The following is a 22592-nucleotide window of genomic DNA, read 5'->3' on the forward strand; positions in this document are numbered from 1 at the left end:
CAGGCCCCTCCCCGGGGTCGGGTTGATCAGGTGAAACCTTGATCGGTCGAAGCCTGTGGAGAACAAGGCCTAGTGGAACTGACCCTCTTCGGTGGAGCCCTTCAGAGCAGCCGTCGAGGTGTTGGGGTCGACCGTGGTGGCGATGCGGTCGAAGTAACCGGCACCGACCTCACGCTGGTGCTTGATGGCGGTGAAGCCACGCTCCTCGGCAGCCTTGAACTCGCGCTCCTGCAGGTCGACGAAGGCGGTCATGCCCTCGCGGGCGTAGCCGTGGGCCAGGTCGAACATTCCATAGTTGAGCGAGTGGAAGCCGGCAAGGGTGATGAACTGGAACTTGAAGCCCATCGCGCCGAGCTCCTTCTGGAACTTCGCGATGGTCGCGTCGTCCAGGTGCGCCTTCCAGTTGAAGGACGGCGAGCAGTTGTAGGCGAGCAGCTGGTCCGGGAACTCGCTACGGACGGACTCGGCGAACTTCTTCGCGACCTCGAGGTCCGGCACGCCGGTCTCCATCCAGATGAGGTCGGAGTACGGCGCGTAGGCCTTCGCACGAGCGATGCAGGGCTCGATGCCGTTCTTCACACCGTAGAAGCCCTCGGCGGTGCGAGTGCCGTCGAGGAACTCGCGGTCGCGCTCGTCGACATCGGAGGTGATCAGGGTGGCGGCCTCGGCGTCGGTGCGCGCGATGACGACCGTCGGAACATCGGCCACGTCGGCTGCGAGTCGCGCCGAGGTCAGGGTGCGGATGTGCTGCTGGGTGGGGATGAGCACCTTGCCACCGAGGTGGCCGCACTTCTTCTCCGATGCGAGCTGGTCTTCCCAGTGCGAACCGGCGACGCCGGACGCGATCATGGCCTTCTGCAGCTCGTAGACGTTCAGAGCGCCACCGAAGCCGGCCTCGCCGTCGGCGACGATCGGGGCGAGCCAGTTCTCGACGGAGGTGTCGCCCTCGACCTTGGCGATCTCGTCGGCGCGCAGCAGCGCGTTGTTGATGCGGCGCACGACCTGCGGCACCGAGTTGGCCGGGTAGAGGCTCTGGTCCGGGTAGGTGTGACCCGAGAGATTCGCGTCGCCGGCGACCTGCCAGCCGGACAGGTAGATGGCCTTGAGGCCCGCGCGAACCTGCTGCACGGCCTGGTTACCCGTGAGGGCGCCCAGCGAATTGATGTAGTCCTCGTTGTTCACGAGGTCCCAGAGGATCTCGGAACCACGGCGGGCGAGGGTGGCTTCCTCGACGACGGTGCCCTGGAGCTTGGTGACCTGCTCCGCCGTGTAGTTGCGGGTTACTCCCTTCCAGCGCGGGTTGGTGTCCCAATCCTGCTGGATTTCAGCTGCGGTCTTCGGGGTGCCGGTGGTCGACATCAAGACTCCACTCTCTTCGATCTGCTGGTCCGGTACGGATGTACTGCTTCACATCCTTGCCAGGCCCTTCGTATGTACTTACCGAGAATGACATAAGCAAAAAGTGCCGTCTACCTGTTGCTAATGCCAATCTTGGCTAGCTTTTCACAACGCATTGCAAAGACTGTTAAGAAAGATCAGCGCTTCGCCTGCCCGATCGGAGAGGAAAAATACTCGCCAGTAGCAAAACTCGCAGGTGGTGAACCAAATGCACGCAACTCGTCGTACACAGGTATCTCCTCCCCTTTCGCCCACCCTGCCCCGCCTCGGCACACCTCTCGACCTGCCCGTTGTGACTGCAATCACTGATCGGGTCGGTTACCGTGACGTCGAATGGTCTCCTCCGGCGAAGGGCACCACGATGCCGCTGTACGAATTCCGATGCGCCGCAGACTGCGGCCCGTTCGAGCGGTCGTTCCCGATGGCCGACGTGCCGCGATCGGTCCCCTGCCCCGGATGTGACGGCGACGCCGCCCGGCTCGTCTCCTCCCCGCGCCTCGGTCACGGATCGTCCCCGGCGACGAACCTCCTCGACTCCACGATGAGATCGGCCCACGAACCGGCTGTCGTCGCCGGACCTCCGCCTCGGTCCTCGGCAGGGAGTTCACCCGTCACGACGAACCCGCTGCACCGTCGACTTCCTCGTCCCTGATCGGCCACCGAAGGAGCGCACATGCCCGAACTGCTGTTTCCGCTCGATTCCGCGAAGAAGTTCACCGATCAGGCGATCGTCGGCCACAACCGCTGGCACCCCGACATCCCGGCCGCCGTCACGGTGAAGCCGGGCGACTCCTTCCGCGTGCACTGCCGCGAATGGTTCGACGGCGCTATCAACAACGACGACTCCGCCGACGACATCCTGAACGCACCCCTCACCACCGTCCACACGCTGTCGGGGCCGTTCGCGGTCGAGGGCGCGAAGCCCGGCGACCTCCTGATCGTCGACATCCTCGACGTCGGGCCCATCCCCCAGGAGGATTCCGGCCCGCTGGCCGGCCAGGGCTGGGGCTACACCGGCATCTTCTCCCGCCACAACGGCGGCGGATTCCTCACCGAGCAGTTCCCCGACGCCTACAAGGCCGTGTGGGACTTCTCCGGTCAGACCGCCACGTCGCGGCACATCCCCCACATCTCCTTCACCGGCATCGTCCACCCCGGACTGATGGGCACCGCGCCGTCGGCCGCCCTCCTGTCGACATGGAACGCACGCGAGGGTGCGCTCATCGCCACCGATCCCGGACGTGTCCCGCCCCTCGCCCTGCCTCCCGAACCGAACGACGCCGTCCTCGGCTCCCTCACCGGCGACGACTTCGACCGCGTCGCCGGCGAGGCCGCCCGCACGGCGCCACCGCGGGAGAACGGCGGCAATCAGGACATCAAGAACCTCACCAAGGGCAGCCGCATCTTCTACCCGGTGTTCGTCGACGGCGCGAACCTGTCTGTCGGCGACCTGCACTTCTCCCAGGGCGACGGCGAGATCACGTTCTGCGGCGCCATCGAGATGGGCGGTTTCATCGACCTGCGCGTCGACATCATCACGGGCGGCATGGACACCTACGGCGTGTCCGAGAACGCGATTTTCATGCCCGGCAACACGGACCCGCAGTACTCGGAGTGGCTCGCGTTCTCCGGAACGTCCGTCACCCTCGACGGGGAACAGAAGTACCTCGACTCGCACCTGTCGTATCAGCGCGCCTGCCTCCACGCGATCGAGTACCTCACCAAGTTCGGCTACAGCCCCGAGCAGGCCTACCTGCTGCTCGGCGCCGCACCGATCGAAGGCCGGCTGTCCGGGGTGGTGGACATCCCGAACTCCTGCTCGACCGTCTACCTGCCGACGGCGATGTTCGACTTCCCCGTCGCACCGTCCGCGTCGGGTCCATTCCAGATCGACCCGGGCATCGGCGCGCCGCGCTCGGCGAACAGGGCCTGACCGCGGGCGAATGTACCTTTCAGCGCCTCCCGCGCGCCCAAAGGTACATTCGCCCCGCGTCACCGCGTCACCGCGTCACCGCGTCACCGACCCGCGCGAGTAAATCTTGCGAAGGTTCCGTTCGCACATCTGACCTGCGCCGGTACCATTGCCGTATGTCCAAGACCTTCGTCGGCACCCGGTTGCGTCAGCTCCGTACCGAGCGTGGTCTGAGCCAGGCGGCGCTGGCGAAGACGCTGGAGATCTCCGCCAGCTACCTCAACCAGATCGAGCACGACGTCCGGCCGCTGACGGTGCCGGTGCTGCTGCGGATCAGCGAGGTGTTCGGCGTCGACACCACGTTCTTCTCCTCCCAGGACGACACGCGACTGATCGCGGAGATGCGCGAGGTGGCGCTGGACCAGGAGATGGGCATCGACGCGGACGCCCAGGAGATCGCCGAGATGGTGGCGTCGCATCCGGGTCTGGCGAAGGCGATGGTCAACATGCACCGCCGCTTCCGCAATACCACCGCACAGCTCGCGCTCGCGACGGAGGACCGGTACAGCGACGGCAGCGGCAGCGGCTCGATCACGATGCCGCACGAGGAGGTCCGCGACTACTTCTATCAGCGCCAGAACTATCTGCACGAGCTGGACACGGCGGCGGAGGAGCTGACGGCACGGATGCGGTTCCACCGCGGCGACGTCGGCGGTGAGATCGCCCGCCGGTTGCAGACGGTGCACGACGTGCAGATCGTCCGGCGCATCGACCTCGGCGAGAACGTCCTGCACCGGTACGACCCCGAATCCCGGCTGCTGGAGATCTCGCCGCACCTGTCGGGCGGCCAGCAGGTGTTCAAGTTCGCCACCGAGCTGGCGTTCCTCGAATACGGCGACCTGCTCGACAAGTTGGTGGCGGAGGGTGGCTTCACCAGCGACGAGTCGGTCGCGCTGGCCCGGCTCGGGCTGGCCAACTACTTCGCCGCGGCCACAGTCCTCCCCTACGGTCAGTTCCACGACGTCGCCGAGGACTTCCGGTACGACATCGAGCGGTTGTCCGCGTTCTACTCGGTGAGCTACGAGACGATCTGCCACCGCCTCTCGACGCTGCAGCGTCCGAAGCTGCGCGGCGTCCCGTTCATGTTCGTCCGGGTCGACCGGGCCGGCAACATGTCGAAGCGGCAGTCCGCGACCGGGTTCCACTTCTCCACCAGCGGCGGTACGTGCCCGCTGTGGAACGTGTACGAGACGTTCGCGTACCCCGGCAAGATCATGAACCAGATCGCGCAGATGCCGGACGGCCGCCGGTACCTGTGGATCGCCCGCACCGTCGAACGTCGTGCCCAGCGTTACGGTCAGCCCGCCAAGATCTTCGCGATCGGGCTCGGCTGCGAGATCCGGCATGCCCACCGCCTCGTCTACGGCGACGGTCTTGACCTCGACGATTCCAACCCGGGCACCCCCATCGGCGCCGGCTGCCGCGTGTGTGAACGCGTCAACTGCCCGCAGCGCGCGTTCCCGCCGCTCGGCAAGCAACTCGACATCAGCGAGCACCAGAGTTCGGTGTCCCCGTACCTGATCCGCTGATCCGCTGATCCGCCCGATGCCTCATCGGTCCAATCCGACTGAACCGGTGTGACATTGGCCGCACGGGTTGCGACGTTCGGCCGCGGAGTAGGCAGTGTGAGCGCTTGTTCACATAACCGTAATTCGCGTCACGAACACGTCACCGACAGACATTCAGGCGCAACACCGGCCGCTTAATGTTCGCCCCACGAATACACCTCTGTATACGTGGGGCGGATACATGTCCCGGGTTGCGGAGGTCCCCCAGTCCTCCGACGGAAAGGCCCGTACATGCGCACCTTCTCCAAGCGCGCCCTCGCTGCACCGACCGCGCTCGCCGCCATCGGGCTCGTGCTGACCGGTTGTGGCAGCAAGGCGTCCGACACGGCCGGCGAGTCCACCGCGGCGTCCTGCGTGGACACCTCCGGGGACACGATCAAGGTCGGGTCGCTGAACTCGCTGTCCGGGACGATGGCCATCAGCGAGGTGACCGTCCGGGACTCGATCGCACTCGCGGTCGACGAGATCAACAACTCGGGCGGCGTGCTCGGCAAGAAGATCCAGGTCGTCGCCGAGGACGGGGCCTCCGAGCCCACCGTGTTCGCCGAGAAGGCGGAGAAGCTGATCAGCAGTGACTGCGTCGCAGCGGTGTTCGGCGGCTGGACGTCGTCGAGCCGCAAGGCGATGCTGCCCGTCTTCGAAGACAGCAACTCGCTGCTCTACTACCCCGTGCAGTACGAGGGGCTCGAGGATTCGAAGAACATCTTCTACACCGGCGCCACCACCAACCAGCAGATCGTGCCCGCCCTCGACTACCTGAAGGAGAAGGGCGTCAAGTCGCTGTACCTGGTGGGCAGCGACTACGTGTTCCCGCAGACCGCGAACCGCATCATCAAGGCGTACGCGGAGGCCAACGGCATCGAGATCAAGGGCGAGGACTACACACCGCTCGGCTCCACCGACTTCTCCACCATCGTCAACAAGGTGCGCTCCGCCGACGCGGACGCCGTCTTCAACACCCTGAACGGCGACTCCAACGTCGCGTTCTTCCGCGAGTACGCGAACGTCGGCCTGAAGCCCGCCGACATGCCCGTGGTGTCCGTCTCGATCGCCGAGGAGGAGGTCGGCGGCATCGGCGTCCAGAACATCGAGGGCCAGCTGACGGCCTGGAACTACTACCAGACCATCGACACGCCGGAGAACAAGAAGTTCGTCGACGCCTACAAGGCCCGGTACGGCGCGAACAAGCCGACGTCCGACCCGATGGAGGCCGCGTACACGTCGGTGTACCTGTGGAAGAACACCGTCGAGAAGGCGAACTCTTTCGCCACCAAGGACATCCAGGACAACGCGGACGGCGTCACGTTCGCCGCACCGGAGGGACTGGTCACCATCGACGGATCCAACCACCACATCACCAAGACCGCGCGCATCGGTGAGATCCGCAACGACGGCCTGATCTACACGGTGTGGGATTCGGGCACCCCGATCCAGCCGGACCCGTACCTGAAGTCCTACCCGTGGGCCGAGTCGCTGGGTAGCTAGAACACGGTCCGACGAGCACGAGGGAAGAGAGAGGACATACATCGATGGATGTAGTGATCGGACAGCTGTTCACCGGATTGAGTATCGGATCGATCCTGTTGCTCGCGGCGCTGGGGCTGTCGTTGACGTTCGGCCAGATGGGCGTCATCAACATGGCCCACGGCGAATTCATCATGGCCGGCTCGTACACGGCATACGTGGTGCAGCAGGTGATCTCGAGTGCCACCGGTTCTCTGTTCATCTCTCTGCTCGTCGGCTTCGTGGTCGGCGGCGCGATGGGCGTCCTGCTCGAGGTCACCCTCGTCAAGCGGATGTATCACCGGCCGCTGGACACGCTGCTGGTGACGTTCGGTGTGGGCCTGATCCTGCAGCAGTTGGCGCGGGACGTCTTCGGGGCGCCGGCGGTCAACGTCGCCGCCCCGGGGTGGCTGGCGGGTGGTGTGGAGATCCTGGGCGCCGTGGTCCCGAAGACGCGCCTGTTCATCCTGGTGCTCGCGGTGGTGGCCGTCGTCGCGCTGTCGCTGGCGATGCAGAAGTCCCCGATGGGACGACGCATCCGCGCCGTCGTGCAGAACCGTGACCTCGCGGAGACCAGCGGGATCTCCAGTCGCCGAACCGATGTGACGACGTTCTTCATCGGTTCCGGTCTGGCGGGTGTCGCCGGTGTGGCGCTCACCCTGATCGGCTCGACGAGCCCGACCATCGGGCAGAGCTACCTCATCGACGCCTTCCTGGTGGTCGTGGTCGGCGGCCTGGGTCAGATGAAGGGCGCGGTGATCGCCGCGTTCGCGCTCGGCATCCTCAACTCGTTCGTCGAGTACTCGACCACGGCATCGATCGCCAAGGTCATCGTGTTCGTGGTCATCGTGGTGTTCCTCCAGGTTCGGCCACAGGGCCTGTTCGCCGTCAAGACGAGGAGTCTCGTATGAGCATCCTGACGAGTGGCCGCTACCGCGCGTGGGCGGGTTTCGCGCTGGCCGCACTGCTTCTGTTCGTCGTCGCCCCCGCCGTGCTCAGCGACTTCCGGCTGAGCCTGCTCGGCAAGTTCCTGTGCTTCGCGATCGTCGCGGTCGGTATCGGCCTGGCCTGGGGCCGCGGTGGCATGCTCACCCTCGGCCAGGGTGTGTTCTTCGGCCTGGGCGCCTACATGATGGCGATGCACCTGAAGATTGCGGACGCCGAACTCCGCGGCGACACTGTCCCCGACTTCATGCAGATCGCGGGCATCCGGGAACTGCCGGGCTACTGGGTGCCGTTCACGTCGCCGATCGTCACGGTCCTGGGCATCCTGCTGATTCCGGCGCTGGTGGCGTTCGTCCTCGGCCTCGGTGTGTTCAAGCGCCGCGTCAAGGGCGCCTACTTCGCGATCCTCAGCCAGGCGCTCGCCGCCGCGTTCGCCATCCTGCTCGTGGGCCAGCAGAGCACCGGAGGAAGCAACGGCCTCAACCGCTTCCGCACGTTCTTCGGGTTCAACCTGAACGATCCGGCCAACAAGCAGATGCTGTTCTTCATCGCCGCCGGCGTGCTGCTGGCCGTCGTCGCCCTCACCCGGCAGTTGATGAACAGCCGGTACGGCGAACTGCTCGTCGCTGTCCGGGACCAGGAGGAGCGCGTGCGCTTCCTCGGGTACGACCCGGCGAACATCAAACTCGTCGCCTACGTGACGGCCGCGTTCTTCGCGGGCGTCGCGGGGGCGCTGTTCGTGCCGATCGTCGGCATCATCTCCCCCGCCGACGTCGGGATCGTCCCGTCGATCGCGTTCCTGATCGGAGTGGCCATCGGCGGACGCTCCACGCTCCTCGGTCCCGTCCTCGGCGCGATCGGTGTGGCGTGGGCGCAGAGCGCCTTCTCGGAGTCGTTCCCGTCCGGCTGGATCTACGCCCAGGGTCTCCTGTTCATCGTGGTCGTCGGATTCTTCCCGGCCGGTGTCGCGGGGCTGTTCGCGCTGCTGAAGTGGAAGAAGAAGGCCTCGTCCGAGCAGCCGGCAGCACCCGGGCCGGAGGACGAGACCGAGGCGACGGAACGAATGGAGATGGCGCGATGACGCTTCCCACCACATCCAAGGAGCCGGTGCTCGGTGGCAACGCCGGAATGTCCAGCGAGTACCTCGAGGTGCGGGACCTGCAGGTCAGCTTCGACGGGTTCAAGGCGGTCGACGGCGTCGACCTCACCCTGATGCAGGGTGATCTGCGGTTCCTCATCGGTCCGAACGGCGCAGGCAAGACCACCCTCGTCGACGCCATCACCGGTCTCGTTCCGGCGACGGGTTCGGTCACCAAGTCCGGTGTCGAGTTGATCGGCAAGAAGGTTCACCGCATCGCCCGGCTCGGCGTGGGCCGCACGTTCCAGACCGCGAGCGTGTTCGAGGAGTTGACGGTGCTCCAGAACCTGGATATCGCCGCGGGTTCGGGCCGCTCGGCGCTCACGCTGCTGCGCCGCCGCAAGACGGTGCTCCCCGCCATCGAGGAGGCGCTCGACGTCACGGGCCTCGGCAAGCTCCGCGACACTCCGGCGGGCATCCTGGCGCACGGGCAGAAGCAGTGGCTCGAGATCGGAATGCTGCTGGTGCAGAACTGTTCCGTCCTGCTCCTCGACGAGCCGGTGGCCGGCATGAGCCACGAGGAACGCGACGAGACGGGAAACCTGCTGCGCCGCATCGGCGGTGAGCGGACCGTCGTGGTGGTCGAGCACGACATGGACTTCATGCGCGCGTTCGCGACGTCGGTGACCGTGCTGCACGCCGGAAAGGTGCTGAGCGAGGGAACCGTGGAGCAGGTGCAGGCCGATCCACGTGTGCAGGAGGTGTACCTCGGGACCGCGGCGGCCGGTGCCGCCCCCGAGTTGCAGCCCGAGGTTTCGAAGGAGGACAGCGATGCTCGAGCTTGACGACATCCGGGCCGGGTACGGCCGAACCGAGGTGATCCACGGAGTCTCGCTGACGGTGCCGTCGGACGGCGTGGCCGCGGTGATGGGACACAACGGTGCGGGTAAGACCACGCTGCTCCGGGCCGCGGTCGGGTTGATCAAGGTCAACTCCGGGCGCGTGCTGTTCGACGGCGAGGACGTGACGGCGCTGCGTCCCAGCGCCCGGGTCGCCCGCGGCCTCGCGTACGTTCCGCAGGGCCAGCAGTCGTTCGGCCAGTTGACCACCGCGGAGAACCTGCAGGTGGTGGCCGACGGTCGCAGGCGCGGAAAAGAACTCGTCGGCGAGGCACTGGATCTGTTTCCGGCGCTGCGCGGGCTGCTCGACCGGCGCGCCGGTCTCCTCTCCGGCGGGCAACGTCAGCAACTCGCCATCGCGCGGGCGCTGATCACGGAACCGAAGATGCTGATCCTCGACGAACCGACCGAGGGCATCCAGCCGTCCGTCGTCGCGGAGATCGAGCGCACCATCATGGAACTCACCCGTCGCGGCGGGCTCGGAGTCCTGTTGGTGGAACAGCACATCGGGTTCGCACTCGAATCGGCCGAGAGCTACTACGTCCTCGAGTCCGGGCGGGTCACGTCTTCCGGCGCCGGCGGTGCCGCACCCGATTCCGACGTCGGCACCGCGGTCTCCGACGTCCGCGCGGCGATGGCAATCTGATGGCACGCCGAGAACCGGCCGGCTCCCTCAGCGACCACGTGTATCTCTCGCTGCGCACCGACCTGATGAGCGGACGGATCCCTCCGGGACAGCGGCTCGGCGAGGAGCGTCTCGCCGACGCGTACGGGGTGTCGCGGACCCCGGTGCGTGAGGCGCTGGCCCGCCTCCTCGCCGACGGGCTCGTCCAGCGCGACGTGGGCGGGCTGTTTCCGTACCGCCCCCGCATCGAGGAGCTCGCCGGACTGTACGAACTGCGCATCACGCTCGAACTCCAGGGAATCGCCCGGGTCCGTGCCGACGAGTCGCTGTCGCACGATCCGAACGTCCTGGGACCGGAGCTCGACCGGTGGTACGCGCTGCGGAAGGAGAGCCCCGAGCCGGACGCCGGGTTCGTGGCGCTCGACGAGCAGTTCCACACGGTGCTGCTGCGGTCGGCCGGCAACCGGGCGTTGTCCGATGCACTCGTCAACGTGAACGCGAAGGTGCGGCCGGTGCGTATGTTCGACTACCTCACCCCCGACCGCATGAGCGCCACCATCGACGAGCACATCTCCGTGGCCGAGTTCGCACTCGACGGCAAGCTCGATACCGCGTACGACACGCTGCTCGCGCACATCAGCGAGTCGCGTGAAGTGGTCATCGAGCGCGCTGAACAGGCACTTTCCCTGGCACGGATGGCCTGGGCGATCCGCGACTGAGACGGTTGTCCAACTCGATGGGACAGTTTTCCCACCAATGCCCCGAGCGGGTGCTAGCGTCTTGCTACCGCTCGGTAACACAGGTTGGGAACTCGCTTCATGTCACGCACTCTCGAAGAGAATCTGGTCGGACGCCGCGTCCTGATCACCGGCGCAGCCCGGGGTATCGGCGCCGGACTCGCCAGACGACTTCACGAGCGGGGCGCCCGTGTCGGGTTGCTCGGCCTCGAACCCGAACTCCTCGAGCAGACGGCCACCGCCTGCGGCCGGGCCCCGTGGCGTCGGTGCGACACCCGCGAGCGGAAAGCCGTCGAGGACTCGTTCGACTACCTCGCCGACCGGCTCGGCGGCCTCGACGTCGTCGTCGCGAACGCGGGCGTGACGCCGCCGGCGCAGATCGTCGGGGGGGATCCGGACGTGATGCGGTACGCCATCGAGGTCAACGTGATGGGCACGTACCACACGCTGCGGGCAGCGGGACCGTACATCGGGCACCGCAAGGGGTACGCGCTGGTCGTGGCGTCGTCGACGGCGTTCAACTCGCTGCGCGGCGTCCACGGCGCCACGCGAGGCGGTGCGGAGGAACTCGGGGAGGCCCTGCGGGAGGAAATGAAACCGCTGGGGACACGAGTGGGCATCGCCCGGCTCGGCGAGATCGACACGGACCGGACGCTCATCGGTTTCGACGGCATCGCGGTTCCGCCACCCCGCGGCAGCGCATTGGCCCGGACCTCCTCGATCACGGTGGCGGTCGACGCCCTCGAGCGGGGGATCGCCGGGCGGAAGAATCGGATTTACGCGCCGTCTCGGGTACCCGGGTCGGATTCAATGCGTATGCTCGCACTTCGGGCCACGGAGATGACCCGTTCGATCGAACTACGCGCGCACGCAACCGTTCCTGCGAGGGGGCGAGTAGAAGGAGAGGGGGCGGCGTGACCGCACGCATTCCACCCGGACGTCTGAAGGAACTCGGCCCCGTCAACTGGGTGCTGTGGCGAATCATCTCCCGTGTCGCCGGGGTGCCGGACGCGCATCTGTTCAGCACGGTGGGCCGCGCGAAGGGCCTCTTCCGTGCGTGGTTGCGCTACTCCGGCAAACTGATGCCGGGCGGGAAGATCTCCCGGCACGAGACCGAACTGATCATCCTCCGGGTGGCGCACCTGCGGAAGTGCGGCTACGAGATGGATCACCACGTGCGCCTCGGACGCCGGGCGGGCGTCACCCCGGCGCTGCTCGAACAGGTGCTGGAGGGTCCCGACGCGGAGGGCTGGGACGCGCGCCGCCGCGCCATCCTCAGGGCCGTCGACCAACTCGTCACCACCGACAACCTCGACGACGCCGCGTGGTCGGCGCTCGGCGCGTACTTCGACGACCCCCGAATGATCGAATTCTGTTTCCTGGTGACCCAGTACGACGCCCTGGCCACCACCATCGGGACTCTGAGGATCGAACGCGACTATTCGTAGGTCTCCTATCGCGTAGAGAAGAGGAACGGCCGCATGCCATCCGCAACCGAAGAAGTCCGTTCCGAGAAGGGGCTGGCGCGGGTTGCGCAGTCGCTGGCCGGGTGGACGGAGAAATGGTTCCCGGACGCCTACGTCTTCGCCCTCGTCGGTGTCTTCGTCGTTGCGGTGGCCGCACTGGCCAACGGTTCGTCCCCGCAGACGGTGGTGGACGCCTTCGGCGACGGTTTCTGGGATCTGACCGCGTTCACCCTGCAGATGGCGATGGTGGTGCTCACCGGATACGTCGTCGCCACGTCCCCGCCGGTCGCCCGGCTGATCGATCGCCTGGCCACGGTGCCGCACACGGCGCGCAGCGCAGTCAGTTTCGTTGCTTTCCTGTCCATGTCGGTCTCGTTCCTGAACTGGGGACTGAGCCTCGTGTTCGGCGGGCTGCTGGCCCGGGCGATCGCACGCCGATCCGACCTGCGGGTGGACTACCGCGCACTGGGCGCAGCCGCCTTCATGGGCCTGGGCGCGGTGTGGGCGCTCGGCATGTCGTCCTCCGCTGCCCAACTCCAGGCCACCGCCGCGTCCTTGCCTCCGGCGCTGCTGGAGATCACCGGAGTCCTCGACTTCGGAACCACGATCTTCACCTGGCAGTCGCTGCTCATGTGCGCCATCATCATCGCCCTGACGGTGGTGATCGCCCACTTCTCGGCGCCGCGGGGCACCGCCGTCACCACCGCCCAGGACCTGGAGGTCGATCTGGACGACCGGCCGAAGGAGGTGCCACCCCGATCGCGACCGGGCGAGTGGCTCGAGTACAGCCGGATCCTGCCGGCGCTGGCCGGTCTGATGACGTTGGGATGGCTCATCTCCCAACTCGTGACCAAACCCCTGCTCACCGTCGTCAGTAGCCTGAACGCGTACCTGCTGGTCTTTCTCATGCTGGGTCTGGTGCTGCACGGGACTCCGCGCAAATTCCTGCAAGCCGTCGCTCTGGCCGTCCCGGCCACGGCCGGGATCCTGGTCCAGTTTCCGCTGTACGCCGCCATGGCCGCGATCCTCACCAAGGCAGAGGGCAGAAACGGACTCACCATCTCGGAGCACCTCGCGGAGTTCTTCACCAACATCGGCAGCGGCGGCGCCTTCACCGTCGTCATCGCCCTCTACACCGTGGTGCTGGGCCTCTTCGTGCCGTCCGGCGGTGGAAAATGGCTGGTCGAGGCGCCGTATGTCATGCAGTCGGCCACCGACGTCGGGATGAACCTGGGCTGGACGGTCCAGGTGTACAACGTGGCGGAGGCGCTGCCGAACCTGATCAACCCGTTCTTCATGCTGCCCCTGCTCGCGGTTCTGGGGCTCAGGGCGCGCGATCTGGTGGGATTCACGTTCCTGCAGTTCATGTTCCACCTCCCGGTGGTCCTGCTCCTGGTGTGGCTGCTCGGCACGACCTTCGAGTTCGTACCCCCGGTGCAGCCCTCGAGCCCGTGAGCCCGATTCGCGCGTGCCGTGAGAGGTCTTACTAACCCACGCTTTACCTCGAGAAATCTCGGTGAAACACCCCGTCCTTAGCGTATACAACCATGTCCACAGGGATGAATACGCCGCCGATCGAGTACTCCTTCGACACCCTGCTCGTCGCGAACCGGGGCGAAATCGCCTGCCGCATCATGCGAACCGCGCATCTCCTCGGACTGAAGACGGTCGCGGTGTACTCCGACGCCGATGCCGCCGCCGCACACGTCGAGATGGCCGACGTCGCCGTCCGGCTGGGCCCGGCACCCGCCCACGAGTCGTATCTGCGGGCCGACGCCGTCGTGGAGGCCGCGCTGTCGACGGGCGCGGGCGCGATCCATCCCGGCTACGGCTTCCTCTCGGAGAACGACGCGTTCGCCGCGGCGGCGGAATCTGCCGGCATCGCGTTCGTCGGCCCCACCCCCGAACAGTTGCGCACGTTCGGGAACAAGCACACGGCCCGCGAGGCCGCCCGCGTCGTCGGGGTCCCGCTCGTCGCGGGCAGCGGCCTCCTCGACTCCGCCGACGCCGCGCTGTCCGCGGCCTCCGACATCAGCTACCCGGTGATGATCAAGGCAGTCGGTGGTGGCGGCGGTATCGGCATGCAGGCCTGTTTCGACGCCGCGGAACTCCGCGAAGCCTACGACCGCGTGCAGCGCCTCGCCCAGGCCAACTTCTCCTCGTCCGGGGTGTTCCTGGAACGGTTCGTGGCCCGGGCCCGGCACATCGAGGTGCAGGTGTTCGGCGACGGGCTCGGCCGCACGCTCAGCCTCGGCACCCGCGACTGCTCACTGCAGCGCCGCAACCAGAAGGTGGTCGAGGAAGCCCCGGCGCCCGGGCTCTCCGACGAACTGGTCGACAGGCTCCTGAGCTCGTCGCGCAGTCTTGCATCCTCGGTGAACTACCGGTCGGCCGGGACCGTCGAGTTCGTCTACGACGTGGACCGCGGCGAGGCGTCGTTCCTCGAGATGAACACCCGACTGCAGGTCGAGCACCCGGTGACCGAGGAGGTCACGGGAATCGACCTCGTCGAGTGGATGCTGAGGCTCGCCCGCGGCGACAGTTCCATGCTCGACGGGCTGCCCGACTCCGGACCCGAGATCACGGGGACCGCCGTGGAGGCCCGCATCTACGCCGAGGACCCCGGCCACGACTACCGTCCCAGCGCCGGACGACTGACGGGCGTCGAGTTCCCGGCTCACACCCGGGTGGAGACGTGGGTCGACACGGGCACCGAGGTGAGCGCCTACTACGACCCGATGCTGGCGAAGGTGATCACCCGCGGAAACCGGCGCAAGGCGGCGTTCGCCGCGCTCGCCGAGGCGCTCGCGGACACGCACATCTACGGGGTCCAGACCAACCTGCCGCAGCTGCGGCGGATCTGCGTCGCCGACAGTGTCCGGAACGCCACGCACACCACGCGGTCGCTGGCCGATCTGCGACCCACCGGCCGCCGCGTCGACGTGCTCCGTGCGGGTACCATGACCACCGTCCAGGACCATCCGGGCCGAATCGGTCTGTGGGAGGTCGGAATTCCGCCGTCGGGGCCGATGGACGACCTGTCGTTCCAGCTCGTCAATACCGCCGTCGGCAATCCGGTCGGCGCACCGGGGCTCGAATGCACCCTGCACGGCCCGCGGCTCGTGTTCTCGGACGCCACCGTGATCTGCGTCGGCGGCGCCGACACCCCGGTCACCCTCGACGGCGAACCGATCCCCCTCTGGGAACCCGTCGAAGTGCCTGCAGGCTCCGTGCTCGACGTCGGCACCCCGACCGGCACGGGGCTGCGCATCTACGTCGCGTTCCGCGGCGGCATCGACGCTCCGCTGTATCACGGCAGCGCATCCACATTCACGCTGGGCGGGTTCGGCGGCATCACCGGCAAGGCCGTCGCCACCGGTGACGTGCTGGGACTCTTCGACGACTCGCTGTTCGAGAACACCGCAGGACTCGGTGCGCCGCAACTCGTCCCCGTGAATTCGCGTCCCGAGTTCACGCACGAGTGGCATCTCGCCGTCGCCGAGGGACCGCAGCCGGCTCCCACCTACTTCACCGAATCCGACATGGCGCAGTTCTACGACACCACCTGGAAGGTCCAGACGCACGCCAACCGCACCGGACTGCGGCTCGACGGCCCCAAGCCGGTCTGGTCCCGGGCCGACGGCGGCGACGCCGGGCTGCATCCGTCGAACCTGCACGACAACCCGTACAGCGTCGGCGCCCTCAACGTCTCCGGCGACACCCCGATTCTGCTCGGACCCGACGGCCCGAGCCTCGGCGGGTTCGCCTGCCCCCTCACCGTGGTCAAGGCCCACCGGTGGAAACTCGGGCAGATCCGGCCCGGCGACCGGGTACGTTTCCTCCCGGTCTCCGACGACGGCGCGCACTCGCTGCGGGCATCGGATTCGGCTCGACGACTGGATGTTCCGCCTGCGGCCACCCGGTCGACGGTATCCGACGGCGGGGTCCTCCACCGGATCGCACCCGTGCTGGACCGACCGGAGGTCGTGTACCTGCGCGGTGGCGACGACAACATCCTCGTCGAATACGGCGACCGGGAACTCGACCTCGGGCTCCGCATGCGCGTCCACGCACTGTCCGAGGCGCTGGTCCGACGCCGCGTTCCCGGCATCGTCGACATCACTCCGGGGGTGCGCTCCCTGCACCTGCACTTCGACGCCGACGAACTTCCGGCCGGCCGGCTGCTGGACATCCTCCAGGACATCGAGGAACTGCTGCCCGCGACACACGATCTGGTGGTCCCGAGCCGCACGGTCCGATTGCCGCTGTCGTTCGACGACCCGTCCATCGCGGAGGCCATCGACCGCTACCGCAGCGGTGTCCGCGCCGACGCGCCCTGGCTGCCGTCGAACACCGAGTTCATCCGGCGTATCAACGGATTGGACAGCGTCGACGACGTCCGGAACGCCGTGTTCGACGCCGAATACCTGGTGCTCGGGCTCGGCGACGTCTACCTCGGCGCGCCCCTGGCCGTGCCACTCGACCCGCGGCACCGCCTGGTCACCACCAAATACAACCCGGCGCGCACCTGGACGCCGTCCGACGCCGTCGGGATCGGCGGCAAGTACCTGTGCGTCTACGGCATGGAGTCGCCGGGCGGGTATCAACTGATCGGCCGCACCGTCCCGATCTGGTCCGGATACCGGCAGCACCGCCCGTTCGACGAGGGCAAACCCTGGATGTTCCGGTTCTTCGACCGCATCGTGTGGGAACCCGTCACCCCGGACCAATTGCGCGAGTACCGAGAGCAGGCCACGGCCGGACGGTTCGACGCGGAGATCTCCGAAGGCACGTTCGCGTTCGCCGACCACCTGAAGTTCCTGCAGGACAACGCGCGATCCATCGCGGAGTTCGACGACCGCCAGTCCGCGGCCTTCGAGGCCGAGAAGTCGGCGTGGCATGCGTCGGGCGAATTCGACCGCGTCGAACAGGCACCCACCCCCGAACCGTCCGCGCGGGGCGAACTTCCGCCCGGAGCGGTCGTCGTCGAGGCCCCCATGGTCGGGAGCGTGTGGCGCGTCGAAGTCGAGGCCGGGCAGCGCATCGAACCGGGACAGAACGCGGTGGTGCTCGAGGCGGTGAAACTCGAGATGCCGGTCGCGTTCCCGTCCTCCGGAACGGTCCTCGAAGTCCTCGTGTCACCGGGCGCGATCGTCGAACCGGGCACCCCTCTCGTCGTGATTGGAGCAGAAAACTGATGACTGTCGATGCCGTGAACCACGCACAGACCACCCTGTCGCCCACCGCCCGCGTCGAGGACGCCTACCGCCGCATCGCCGAGGTCGACCGTCCCGAGGTGTGGATCACCCTGCGGCCCGCCGAGGACGTGCACGCGGATGCCGTTGCCGTGCAGGCCCGTCTCGACGCCGGCGAGCACCTCCCCCTGGCCGGAAAGGTCGTGGCGGTCAAGGACAACATCGACGTCGCCGGACTGCCGACCTCTGCGGCGTGCCCCGAGTTCGCCTACCTCCCCGACGTCACCGCGACCGCCGTGCACCGCCTGGTCGAGCAGGGCGCCGTCGTGCTGGGGAAGACGAACCTCGACCAGTTCGCGACTGGACTGGTCGGGACGCGCAGCCCGTACGGCGCCGTCCGGTGCTCGTGGGATCCCGAACTCGTGTCGGGCGGATCCAGTTCGGGTTCGGCGGTCGCCGTCGCACTCGCCATTGCCGACATCGGAATCGGCACCGACACAGCGGGTTCCGGACGCGTTCCGGCAGCATTCAACGGCCTTGTAGGCATCAAGGCCACCCTCGGCGTCATTCCCGCGGACGGCGTGGTCCCCGCCTGCGTCGACTACGACTGTGTCACCGTCTTCGCCACCGGACTCGACACCGCCGTGACCGCGGCCCGCATCATGGCCGGCCCGGCTACCGCGGACCCCCGAAGCCGCGCCTGGCCCTCCGACGTCAGCCTCGCCGCGCCCGCACGAGCGCGCGTCGCGATTCCCTCCGACCAGAACCTGTCCCTGTTGACCCCGGACTACCGGGCGGCATTCGACGCCACGGTGGCGTCGGCTACGGACCGGGGGTTCTCCGTCGAACGGGTCGACGTCTCCCCGCTCCTCGACGCCGCGCGCCTGCTGTACGACGGCGCCGTCGTCGCCGAGCGGTACACCGCTGTCGGGCAGTTCCTCGACACGGCACCGGCGGGCGCCGATCCCGTGGTCACGGCCATCGTCGAGTCGGCGCGGACACCGGCGGGCCACGAGTTCGCCGCCGACCTCGACACCCTCACCCGCGTGAAGGCGGCGACACGGGAACTCCTGGCCGGCTTCGACGGCCTCCTGCTGCCCACCACCACCGAACACCCGACCATCGCTGCCGTGCAGGCGGATCCGATCGACATCAACCGGCGGATGGGCACCTACACGAACTTCTGCAACCTGCTCGACATGGCGGCCGTCGCGGTCCCGGGCACCCCGACCGCCACCGGCGACCCGTTCGGTGTCATGTTCGTGGTGCCCACGTTCGCGGATCAGGTGGCCGTGGATCTGGCGGCCCGACTCGTCGACGTTCCCGCGCCCACCCTCGTCGGCGACGGCGTGGAACTGGCCGTGTTCGGCGCGCACCTGCGCGGGCAGCCGCTGCATTTCCAGCTCGAGGACATCGGCGCACGGTTCGTCGACACCGTCACCACCACGGACGCGTACCGGCTCACCGCACTCGCCACGACACCGCCCAAACCCGGCCTCGTCCGCCGCGGTCCCGGCTTGGGATCCCAGATCGTCGGCGAACTGTTCCGGGTGTCACCCGCGGGCCTGGGCAGCTTCCTGGCCGCGCTGCCCGCCCCGATGGCCCTGACGAGTGTCGAATTGTCCGACGGCCGCGCCGTGGTCGGCTTCAGCTGCACCCACGACGCGGTCGACGGAGCCACCGACATCACCGAGTTCGGGAGTTGGGTCGCCTACCTTGCCGCTTCGCGCCCTGTGAGTACTTCTTAACCGCGGGCGGTTAATAAGTACTCACGGGGCGAGGGCGGTGGCGGCCGGAGTGGAGTTGCGGCCGATCAGCCTCTGCAGGTCACCGCTCTCGGTGTCGAGGGCGCCGACGGCCACTCCCGCATCGGAATCGGCGAGCATGTTCGCGACCGGCGCGGGCAGCCCGGCGCCCTCGAGTACCGCGGCGTACTCTTCCTGCGGAAGGTCCTTGTACGACACCGGCTTTCCGAGGACGACGGAAAGGACCTCGGCCAGTTCGCTGTACGTCAGGCGCTCGTCGCCGCCCAGTTCGTAGACCTTGCCGGACTGCTCGTCGGCCAGCAGGACCGCGGCGGCCGCCTCCGCGTAGTCCTTCCGCGCGGCCGCCGCGACGACCCCCGTGCCTGCGCTGCCGAACAGTGCCCCGGTCTCACGCGCGGCGGGAATGCTGCCGAGGTAGTTCTCCCAGTACCAGCCGTTGCGGAGCAGGGCGAAGTCAATTCCGGACTCCGCCAGCCGGTCCTCGGTGCCACGGTGTTCCACTGCCAGTCCGAGCGGGGTGTTCTGTGCGTCGAGGACACTGGTGTAGGCGATGAATTCGACCCCGGCGGCCTTCGCGGCGTCGATCACCTTGCTGTGCTGGGCAATCCGCTGCCCGAGGTCGCTCCCGGAAACGAGCAGCAGTTTGTCGACGCCGGCGAGTGCCTTCTCCAGCGCGGCGCGATCGCCGTACTCCGCCTGCCGGACGTCGACGCCCTTGTCGGCGAGGTCCGCAGCCTTGGCCGGGGTGCGGACCACGGCAACGATGTCGGCGGCGGGTGTGCCCTTGTCGAGCAGTGCCTCGACGACGAGGCGACCGAGGTGTCCGGTTGCTCCTGTGACGGCGATGGTCATGACGAACTCCTAGCGGGTAGTGATGCGGGTTGACGATTCAAGCTCACTTTCCATCATGCACTAATTTTTCGTAAGTGCAAATGTTCGAGTAAGTACTTCTTCTGCGTGCGGTAGACTGGACACATGTCCGAGCCCGCGCACCCAGCACAGGAAAGCGAAGACCGCACCCTCGAAGCGGACGTCTTCGCACGCGACTGCGCGTCGCGGGAGACGCTGCAGACCGTCACCGGCCGCTGGGGTGTGCTCGCGCTCGCGGCGCTGACCGAGGGAAACTACCGATTCAGCGCACTCCGCCGACGCGTCGACGGCGTCAGCGAGCGCATGCTGTCGCAGACATTGCAAGCACTCGAACGAGACGGACTCGTGGTTCGCGAAGTGCTCGAGGCCATTCCGCCGAAGGTCGAATACAGCCTCACGCCGCTCGGCGCCGAGGTCGGTTCACGGCTCATCGGCCTGATCGAACTGGTCGAATCGCGCGTCCCCGACGTCCTGGCGGCGCAGGAGAAATACGACGCCGGTCGCGGCGTCAGCTGAGTTCGTCGAGATCGGACTCTTCGTCGACGATGTGAACCGCGGCCTCCTCGGCCGACGCCGCTCCCCCGTCGATCCCGATGTCGGAAGCCACGAGGTCCTTCTCCTCGTCCTCCCCCACACCCTCGTCCTCGGCGAGCAGCCGGCCCGACCGCTGCCGTCCGACCTCGTTGTCGTCGAGGATCTCCGCGTTGTCGTCCTCCTCGAACGCCGGATCCGGTTCTTCCTCCGCGAGCCGCTGATCCAGGGTCTCCCCTTCGCGCTGCTCGGCCGCCGTCGTTCCGAACGCGTCGAGCCCGAGCGGCTTCTCCGGCGGCGAATACCCCTCGTCGAGAACGTCGTCCACACCTCTGTCGACCAACGTGTCCTCCGGCTGCAACTGGTCCTCTTCGTCCAGGCTGTACTCGCCCTCGGATCCTTCTGGCGTGCTGTCCGGCATGGTCATCTTCCCCACGATGCCACCGGAACGGACACTTCGCCATCGGATCGCGCAAGCAAACCGGTGAGAGACGAAAAGGGCCCGCACAGAGACTGTGCGGGCCTTTTCGGTGCTCGGGTCAGAAGTTGATCATGTGCCCGGCGAGGCCGTGGATGGCCTCCTGCAGGGCTTCGCTGAGCGTCGGGTGCGTGTGCACGTTGCGGGCCAGCTCGTTGACGGTGAGGTCCCACTTCTGCGCGAGGGTCAGCTCGGGCAGCAGCTCGGAGACGTCGGGTCCGATCAGGTGCCCGCCGAGCAGTTCGCCGTGCTTCTTGTCGGCGATCAGCTTGACGAAACCGGTCGGGTCACCGAGGCCGTGCGCCTTGCCGTTGGCGGTGAACGGGAACGTCGCGACCTTCACGTCGGAACCTCGGGCAGTAGCTTCTTCTCGGGCCTGCTGCTCGGTGAGACCGAAGCTGGCGACCTGCGGCTGGCAGAACGTGGCCCGCGGCATCATCCGGTAGTCCTCGATCGGCAGCGTCTCGACGCCGGCGATCGTCTCGGCGGCCACGACGCCCTGCGCCTCGGCCACGTGGGCCAGCTGCAGCTTCATCGTGACGTCGCCGATGGCGTAGATGTGCGGCACCGACGTCTGCATCGTGTCGGTGATGCCGATCGCACCACGATCGAGCTGGACGCCGGTCTTCTCGAGGCCGTAGCCCTCGACGCGGGGTGCGAATCCGACCGACTGCATGACCTTGTCGACCACGACGGTTTCGATGTCGCCGGACTTGTTGTTCTTGATCGAGACGGTGACCTTGCTGCCGTCGTCGTCGATGCTCTGCACGGCGGCACCGGTCTTGATCGTGACGCCGAGCTTCTTGTACTGCTTCTCGATCTCCTTGGAGACGTCCGCGTCCTCGTTGGGCAGCGCACGGTCGAGGAACTCGACGATCGTGACGTCCACCCCGTAGTTCTTCAGGACGTACCCGAACTCCATGCCGATCGCGCCGGCACCGACGATGAGGATCGACTCCGGGAGATCGCGGGTGAGGATCTGCTCCTCGTAGGTGACCACGTTCTCGCTGAGCGAGGTGCCCGGGAGCAGCTTGGTGGTGGAACCGGTGGCGATGATGGCGTTGTCGAACGTCACCGTCTCCGTCCCGCCCTTGGTCAGCTCGACCGAGAGGGTGTTGGCGTCGGTGAACGACCCCTTGCCGTCGTACTCGGTGATCTTGTTCTTCTTCATCAAGAAGTGAACGCCCTTGACGCGCCCGTCCGCGACCTTGCGGCTGCGGTCGAAGGCTGCGCCGAAATCGAAGGACGCCTCTCCCGAGATGCCGAACGTCTTGGCCTCTTTTGTGAAGAGATGCGCAAGTTCGGCATTGCGGAGAAGTGCCTTGGAGGGGATGCAGCCGACGTTCAGGCACACACCGCCCCAGTACTTCTGCTCGATGATGGCAGTGCTCAATCCCAGCTGTGCCGCGCGGATAGCAGCGACGTACCCACCGGGACCGGCTCCGAGGACAACGACGTCATAGTGTGAGGTCACGGTTGTTCAGGGTAGTCCCGTCCGGAATCGGTGTCTCACCTCGGTCTCGTTACCCGCCAGTAGCCTCATCCGTCCCGCCTTTGCCTC

At 67.2% G+C, this 22592-nt stretch carries 19 protein-coding genes; 15 read left to right on the top strand and 4 right to left on the bottom strand.

The window, feature by feature from the left end; translation table 11 throughout:
• Nucleotides 1-69: 69 nt before the first annotated feature.
• On the bottom strand, nt 70-1359 hold the full coding sequence (gene aceA, locus RJ1_RS22080) for an isocitrate lyase (protein ID WP_073363959.1): 1290 nt from the start codon (nt 1357-1359) through the stop codon (nt 70-72).
• Between the two features lie 400 nt (nt 1360-1759).
• Between aceA and RJ1_RS22090 the strand changes: the two genes are divergently transcribed.
• From RJ1_RS22090 to atzF, 14 genes are all read left to right on the top strand, one after another.
• Nucleotides 1760-2050 carry an FmdB family zinc ribbon protein gene (locus RJ1_RS22090; RefSeq protein WP_073363961.1) on the top strand — a complete coding sequence of 97 codons (291 nt, stop codon included), beginning with the start codon at nt 1760-1762 and terminating at the stop codon, nt 2048-2050.
• A 21-nt stretch (nt 2051-2071) separates the two neighbouring features.
• A complete protein-coding gene (gene fmdA / locus RJ1_RS22095; protein WP_073363963.1) occupies nt 2072-3331 on the top strand; it encodes a formamidase in 1260 nt (419 codons plus the stop codon).
• Between the two features lie 155 nt (nt 3332-3486).
• Entirely contained in the window at nt 3487-4899 is a 1413-nt protein-coding gene (gene ramB / locus RJ1_RS22100; RefSeq protein ID WP_005251841.1) for an acetate metabolism transcriptional regulator RamB, read from the top strand.
• Between the two features lie 270 nt (nt 4900-5169).
• Entirely contained in the window at nt 5170-6423 is a 1254-nt protein-coding gene (gene urtA, locus RJ1_RS22105) for an urea ABC transporter substrate-binding protein (protein ID WP_073363965.1), read from the top strand.
• Between the two features lie 44 nt (nt 6424-6467).
• Nucleotides 6468-7352: an urea ABC transporter permease subunit UrtB gene (gene urtB, locus RJ1_RS22110; protein WP_073363967.1), complete on the top strand. Its 885-nt coding sequence runs from the start codon at nt 6468-6470 to the stop codon at nt 7350-7352.
• Nucleotides 7349-8467 (top strand): urea ABC transporter permease subunit UrtC, encoded by a 1119-nt coding sequence (urtC, locus tag RJ1_RS22115; RefSeq protein ID WP_073363969.1) that lies wholly within the window; start codon nt 7349-7351, stop codon nt 8465-8467. The genes urtB and urtC overlap by 4 nt, the downstream gene beginning before the upstream one ends.
• On the top strand, nt 8464-9309 hold the full coding sequence (gene urtD, locus RJ1_RS22120) for an urea ABC transporter ATP-binding protein UrtD (protein ID WP_073363971.1): 846 nt from the start codon (nt 8464-8466) through the stop codon (nt 9307-9309). The genes urtC and urtD overlap by 4 nt, the downstream gene beginning before the upstream one ends.
• The gene (urtE, locus tag RJ1_RS22125) at nt 9296-10009 is read left to right on the top strand and encodes an urea ABC transporter ATP-binding subunit UrtE (RefSeq protein WP_073363973.1); all 714 of its coding nucleotides are present in this window, start codon (nt 9296-9298) and stop codon (nt 10007-10009) included. Before urtD ends, urtE begins: the two co-directional genes overlap by 14 nt.
• Nucleotides 10009-10707, top strand: coding sequence for a GntR family transcriptional regulator (locus tag RJ1_RS22130; protein ID WP_073363976.1), 699 nt, complete (start codon nt 10009-10011; stop codon nt 10705-10707). The genes urtE and RJ1_RS22130 overlap by 1 nt, the downstream gene beginning before the upstream one ends.
• A 99-nt stretch (nt 10708-10806) precedes the next feature.
• On the top strand, nt 10807-11643 hold the full coding sequence (locus tag RJ1_RS22135; protein ID WP_073363978.1) for an SDR family NAD(P)-dependent oxidoreductase: 837 nt from the start codon (nt 10807-10809) through the stop codon (nt 11641-11643).
• The gene (locus RJ1_RS22140) at nt 11640-12173 is read left to right on the top strand and encodes a carboxymuconolactone decarboxylase family protein (RefSeq protein WP_073363980.1); all 534 of its coding nucleotides are present in this window, start codon (nt 11640-11642) and stop codon (nt 12171-12173) included. The genes RJ1_RS22135 and RJ1_RS22140 overlap by 4 nt, the downstream gene beginning before the upstream one ends.
• 33 nt (nt 12174-12206) lie before the next feature.
• Complete coding sequence (locus tag RJ1_RS22145) at nt 12207-13646, top strand: short-chain fatty acid transporter (RefSeq protein ID WP_073363982.1); 1440 nt, start codon at nt 12207-12209, stop codon at nt 13644-13646.
• A gap of 92 nt (nt 13647-13738) precedes the next feature.
• Nucleotides 13739-17389, top strand: coding sequence for an urea carboxylase (gene uca, locus RJ1_RS22150; protein ID WP_073363984.1), 3651 nt, complete (start codon nt 13739-13741; stop codon nt 17387-17389).
• Nucleotides 17389-19134, top strand: coding sequence for an allophanate hydrolase (atzF, locus tag RJ1_RS22155; RefSeq protein ID WP_073363986.1), 1746 nt, complete (start codon nt 17389-17391; stop codon nt 19132-19134). Before uca ends, atzF begins: the two co-directional genes overlap by 1 nt.
• A gap of 21 nt (nt 19135-19155) precedes the next feature.
• On the opposite strand, the gene RJ1_RS22160 is transcribed toward atzF, so the two are convergent.
• Entirely contained in the window at nt 19156-20004 is an 849-nt protein-coding gene (locus tag RJ1_RS22160; protein ID WP_073363988.1) for an SDR family oxidoreductase, read from the bottom strand.
• A 123-nt stretch (nt 20005-20127) separates the two neighbouring features.
• Here RJ1_RS22160 and RJ1_RS22165 point away from each other — a divergent pair, with 123 nt between their 5' ends.
• Nucleotides 20128-20538 (top strand): winged helix-turn-helix transcriptional regulator, encoded by a 411-nt coding sequence (locus RJ1_RS22165; protein WP_073363991.1) that lies wholly within the window; start codon nt 20128-20130, stop codon nt 20536-20538.
• Here RJ1_RS22165 and RJ1_RS22170 read toward each other — a convergent pair.
• Both RJ1_RS22170 and lpdA read right to left on the bottom strand, forming a co-directional pair.
• Nucleotides 20531-20980 carry a DUF5709 domain-containing protein gene (locus RJ1_RS22170; protein ID WP_073363993.1) on the bottom strand — a complete coding sequence of 150 codons (450 nt, stop codon included), beginning with the start codon at nt 20978-20980 and terminating at the stop codon, nt 20531-20533. The genes RJ1_RS22165 and RJ1_RS22170 overlap by 8 nt on opposite strands.
• Nucleotides 20981-21092: 112 nt before the next feature.
• Nucleotides 21093-22505: a dihydrolipoyl dehydrogenase gene (lpdA, locus tag RJ1_RS22175; RefSeq protein ID WP_073363995.1), complete on the bottom strand. Its 1413-nt coding sequence runs from the start codon at nt 22503-22505 to the stop codon at nt 21093-21095.
• Nucleotides 22506-22592 lie beyond the last annotated feature (87 nt).

Source organism: Rhodococcus jostii NBRC 16295, assembly GCF_001894825.1.
GTDB classification, from domain to species: Bacteria; Actinomycetota; Actinomycetes; order Mycobacteriales; family Mycobacteriaceae; genus Rhodococcus_F; species Rhodococcus_F jostii.

Excerpts from the sequence above, each read along its gene's own strand:
- aceA (WP_073363959.1), bottom strand. The coding sequence starts at position 1,359 with ATGTCGACCACCGGCACCCCGAAGACCGCAGCTGAAATCCAGCAGGAT.
- RJ1_RS22090 (WP_073363961.1), top strand. The coding sequence starts at position 1,760 with ATGCCGCTGTACGAATTCCGATGCGCCGCAGACTGCGGCCCGTTCGAG.
- fmdA (WP_073363963.1), top strand. The coding sequence starts at position 2,072 with ATGCCCGAACTGCTGTTTCCGCTCGATTCCGCGAAGAAGTTCACCGAT.
- ramB (WP_005251841.1), top strand. The coding sequence starts at position 3,487 with ATGTCCAAGACCTTCGTCGGCACCCGGTTGCGTCAGCTCCGTACCGAG.
- urtA (WP_073363965.1), top strand. The coding sequence starts at position 5,170 with ATGCGCACCTTCTCCAAGCGCGCCCTCGCTGCACCGACCGCGCTCGCC.
- urtB (WP_073363967.1), top strand. The coding sequence starts at position 6,468 with ATGGATGTAGTGATCGGACAGCTGTTCACCGGATTGAGTATCGGATCG.
- urtC (WP_073363969.1), top strand. The coding sequence starts at position 7,349 with ATGAGCATCCTGACGAGTGGCCGCTACCGCGCGTGGGCGGGTTTCGCG.
- urtD (WP_073363971.1), top strand. The coding sequence starts at position 8,464 with ATGACGCTTCCCACCACATCCAAGGAGCCGGTGCTCGGTGGCAACGCC.
- urtE (WP_073363973.1), top strand. The coding sequence starts at position 9,296 with ATGCTCGAGCTTGACGACATCCGGGCCGGGTACGGCCGAACCGAGGTG.
- RJ1_RS22130 (WP_073363976.1), top strand. The coding sequence starts at position 10,009 with ATGGCACGCCGAGAACCGGCCGGCTCCCTCAGCGACCACGTGTATCTC.
- RJ1_RS22135 (WP_073363978.1), top strand. The coding sequence starts at position 10,807 with ATGTCACGCACTCTCGAAGAGAATCTGGTCGGACGCCGCGTCCTGATC.
- RJ1_RS22145 (WP_073363982.1), top strand. The coding sequence starts at position 12,207 with ATGCCATCCGCAACCGAAGAAGTCCGTTCCGAGAAGGGGCTGGCGCGG.
- uca (WP_073363984.1), top strand. The coding sequence starts at position 13,739 with ATGTCCACAGGGATGAATACGCCGCCGATCGAGTACTCCTTCGACACC.
- atzF (WP_073363986.1), top strand. The coding sequence starts at position 17,389 with ATGACTGTCGATGCCGTGAACCACGCACAGACCACCCTGTCGCCCACC.
- RJ1_RS22160 (WP_073363988.1), bottom strand. The coding sequence starts at position 20,004 with ATGACCATCGCCGTCACAGGAGCAACCGGACACCTCGGTCGCCTCGTC.
- RJ1_RS22165 (WP_073363991.1), top strand. The coding sequence starts at position 20,128 with ATGTCCGAGCCCGCGCACCCAGCACAGGAAAGCGAAGACCGCACCCTC.
- RJ1_RS22170 (WP_073363993.1), bottom strand. The coding sequence starts at position 20,980 with ATGACCATGCCGGACAGCACGCCAGAAGGATCCGAGGGCGAGTACAGC.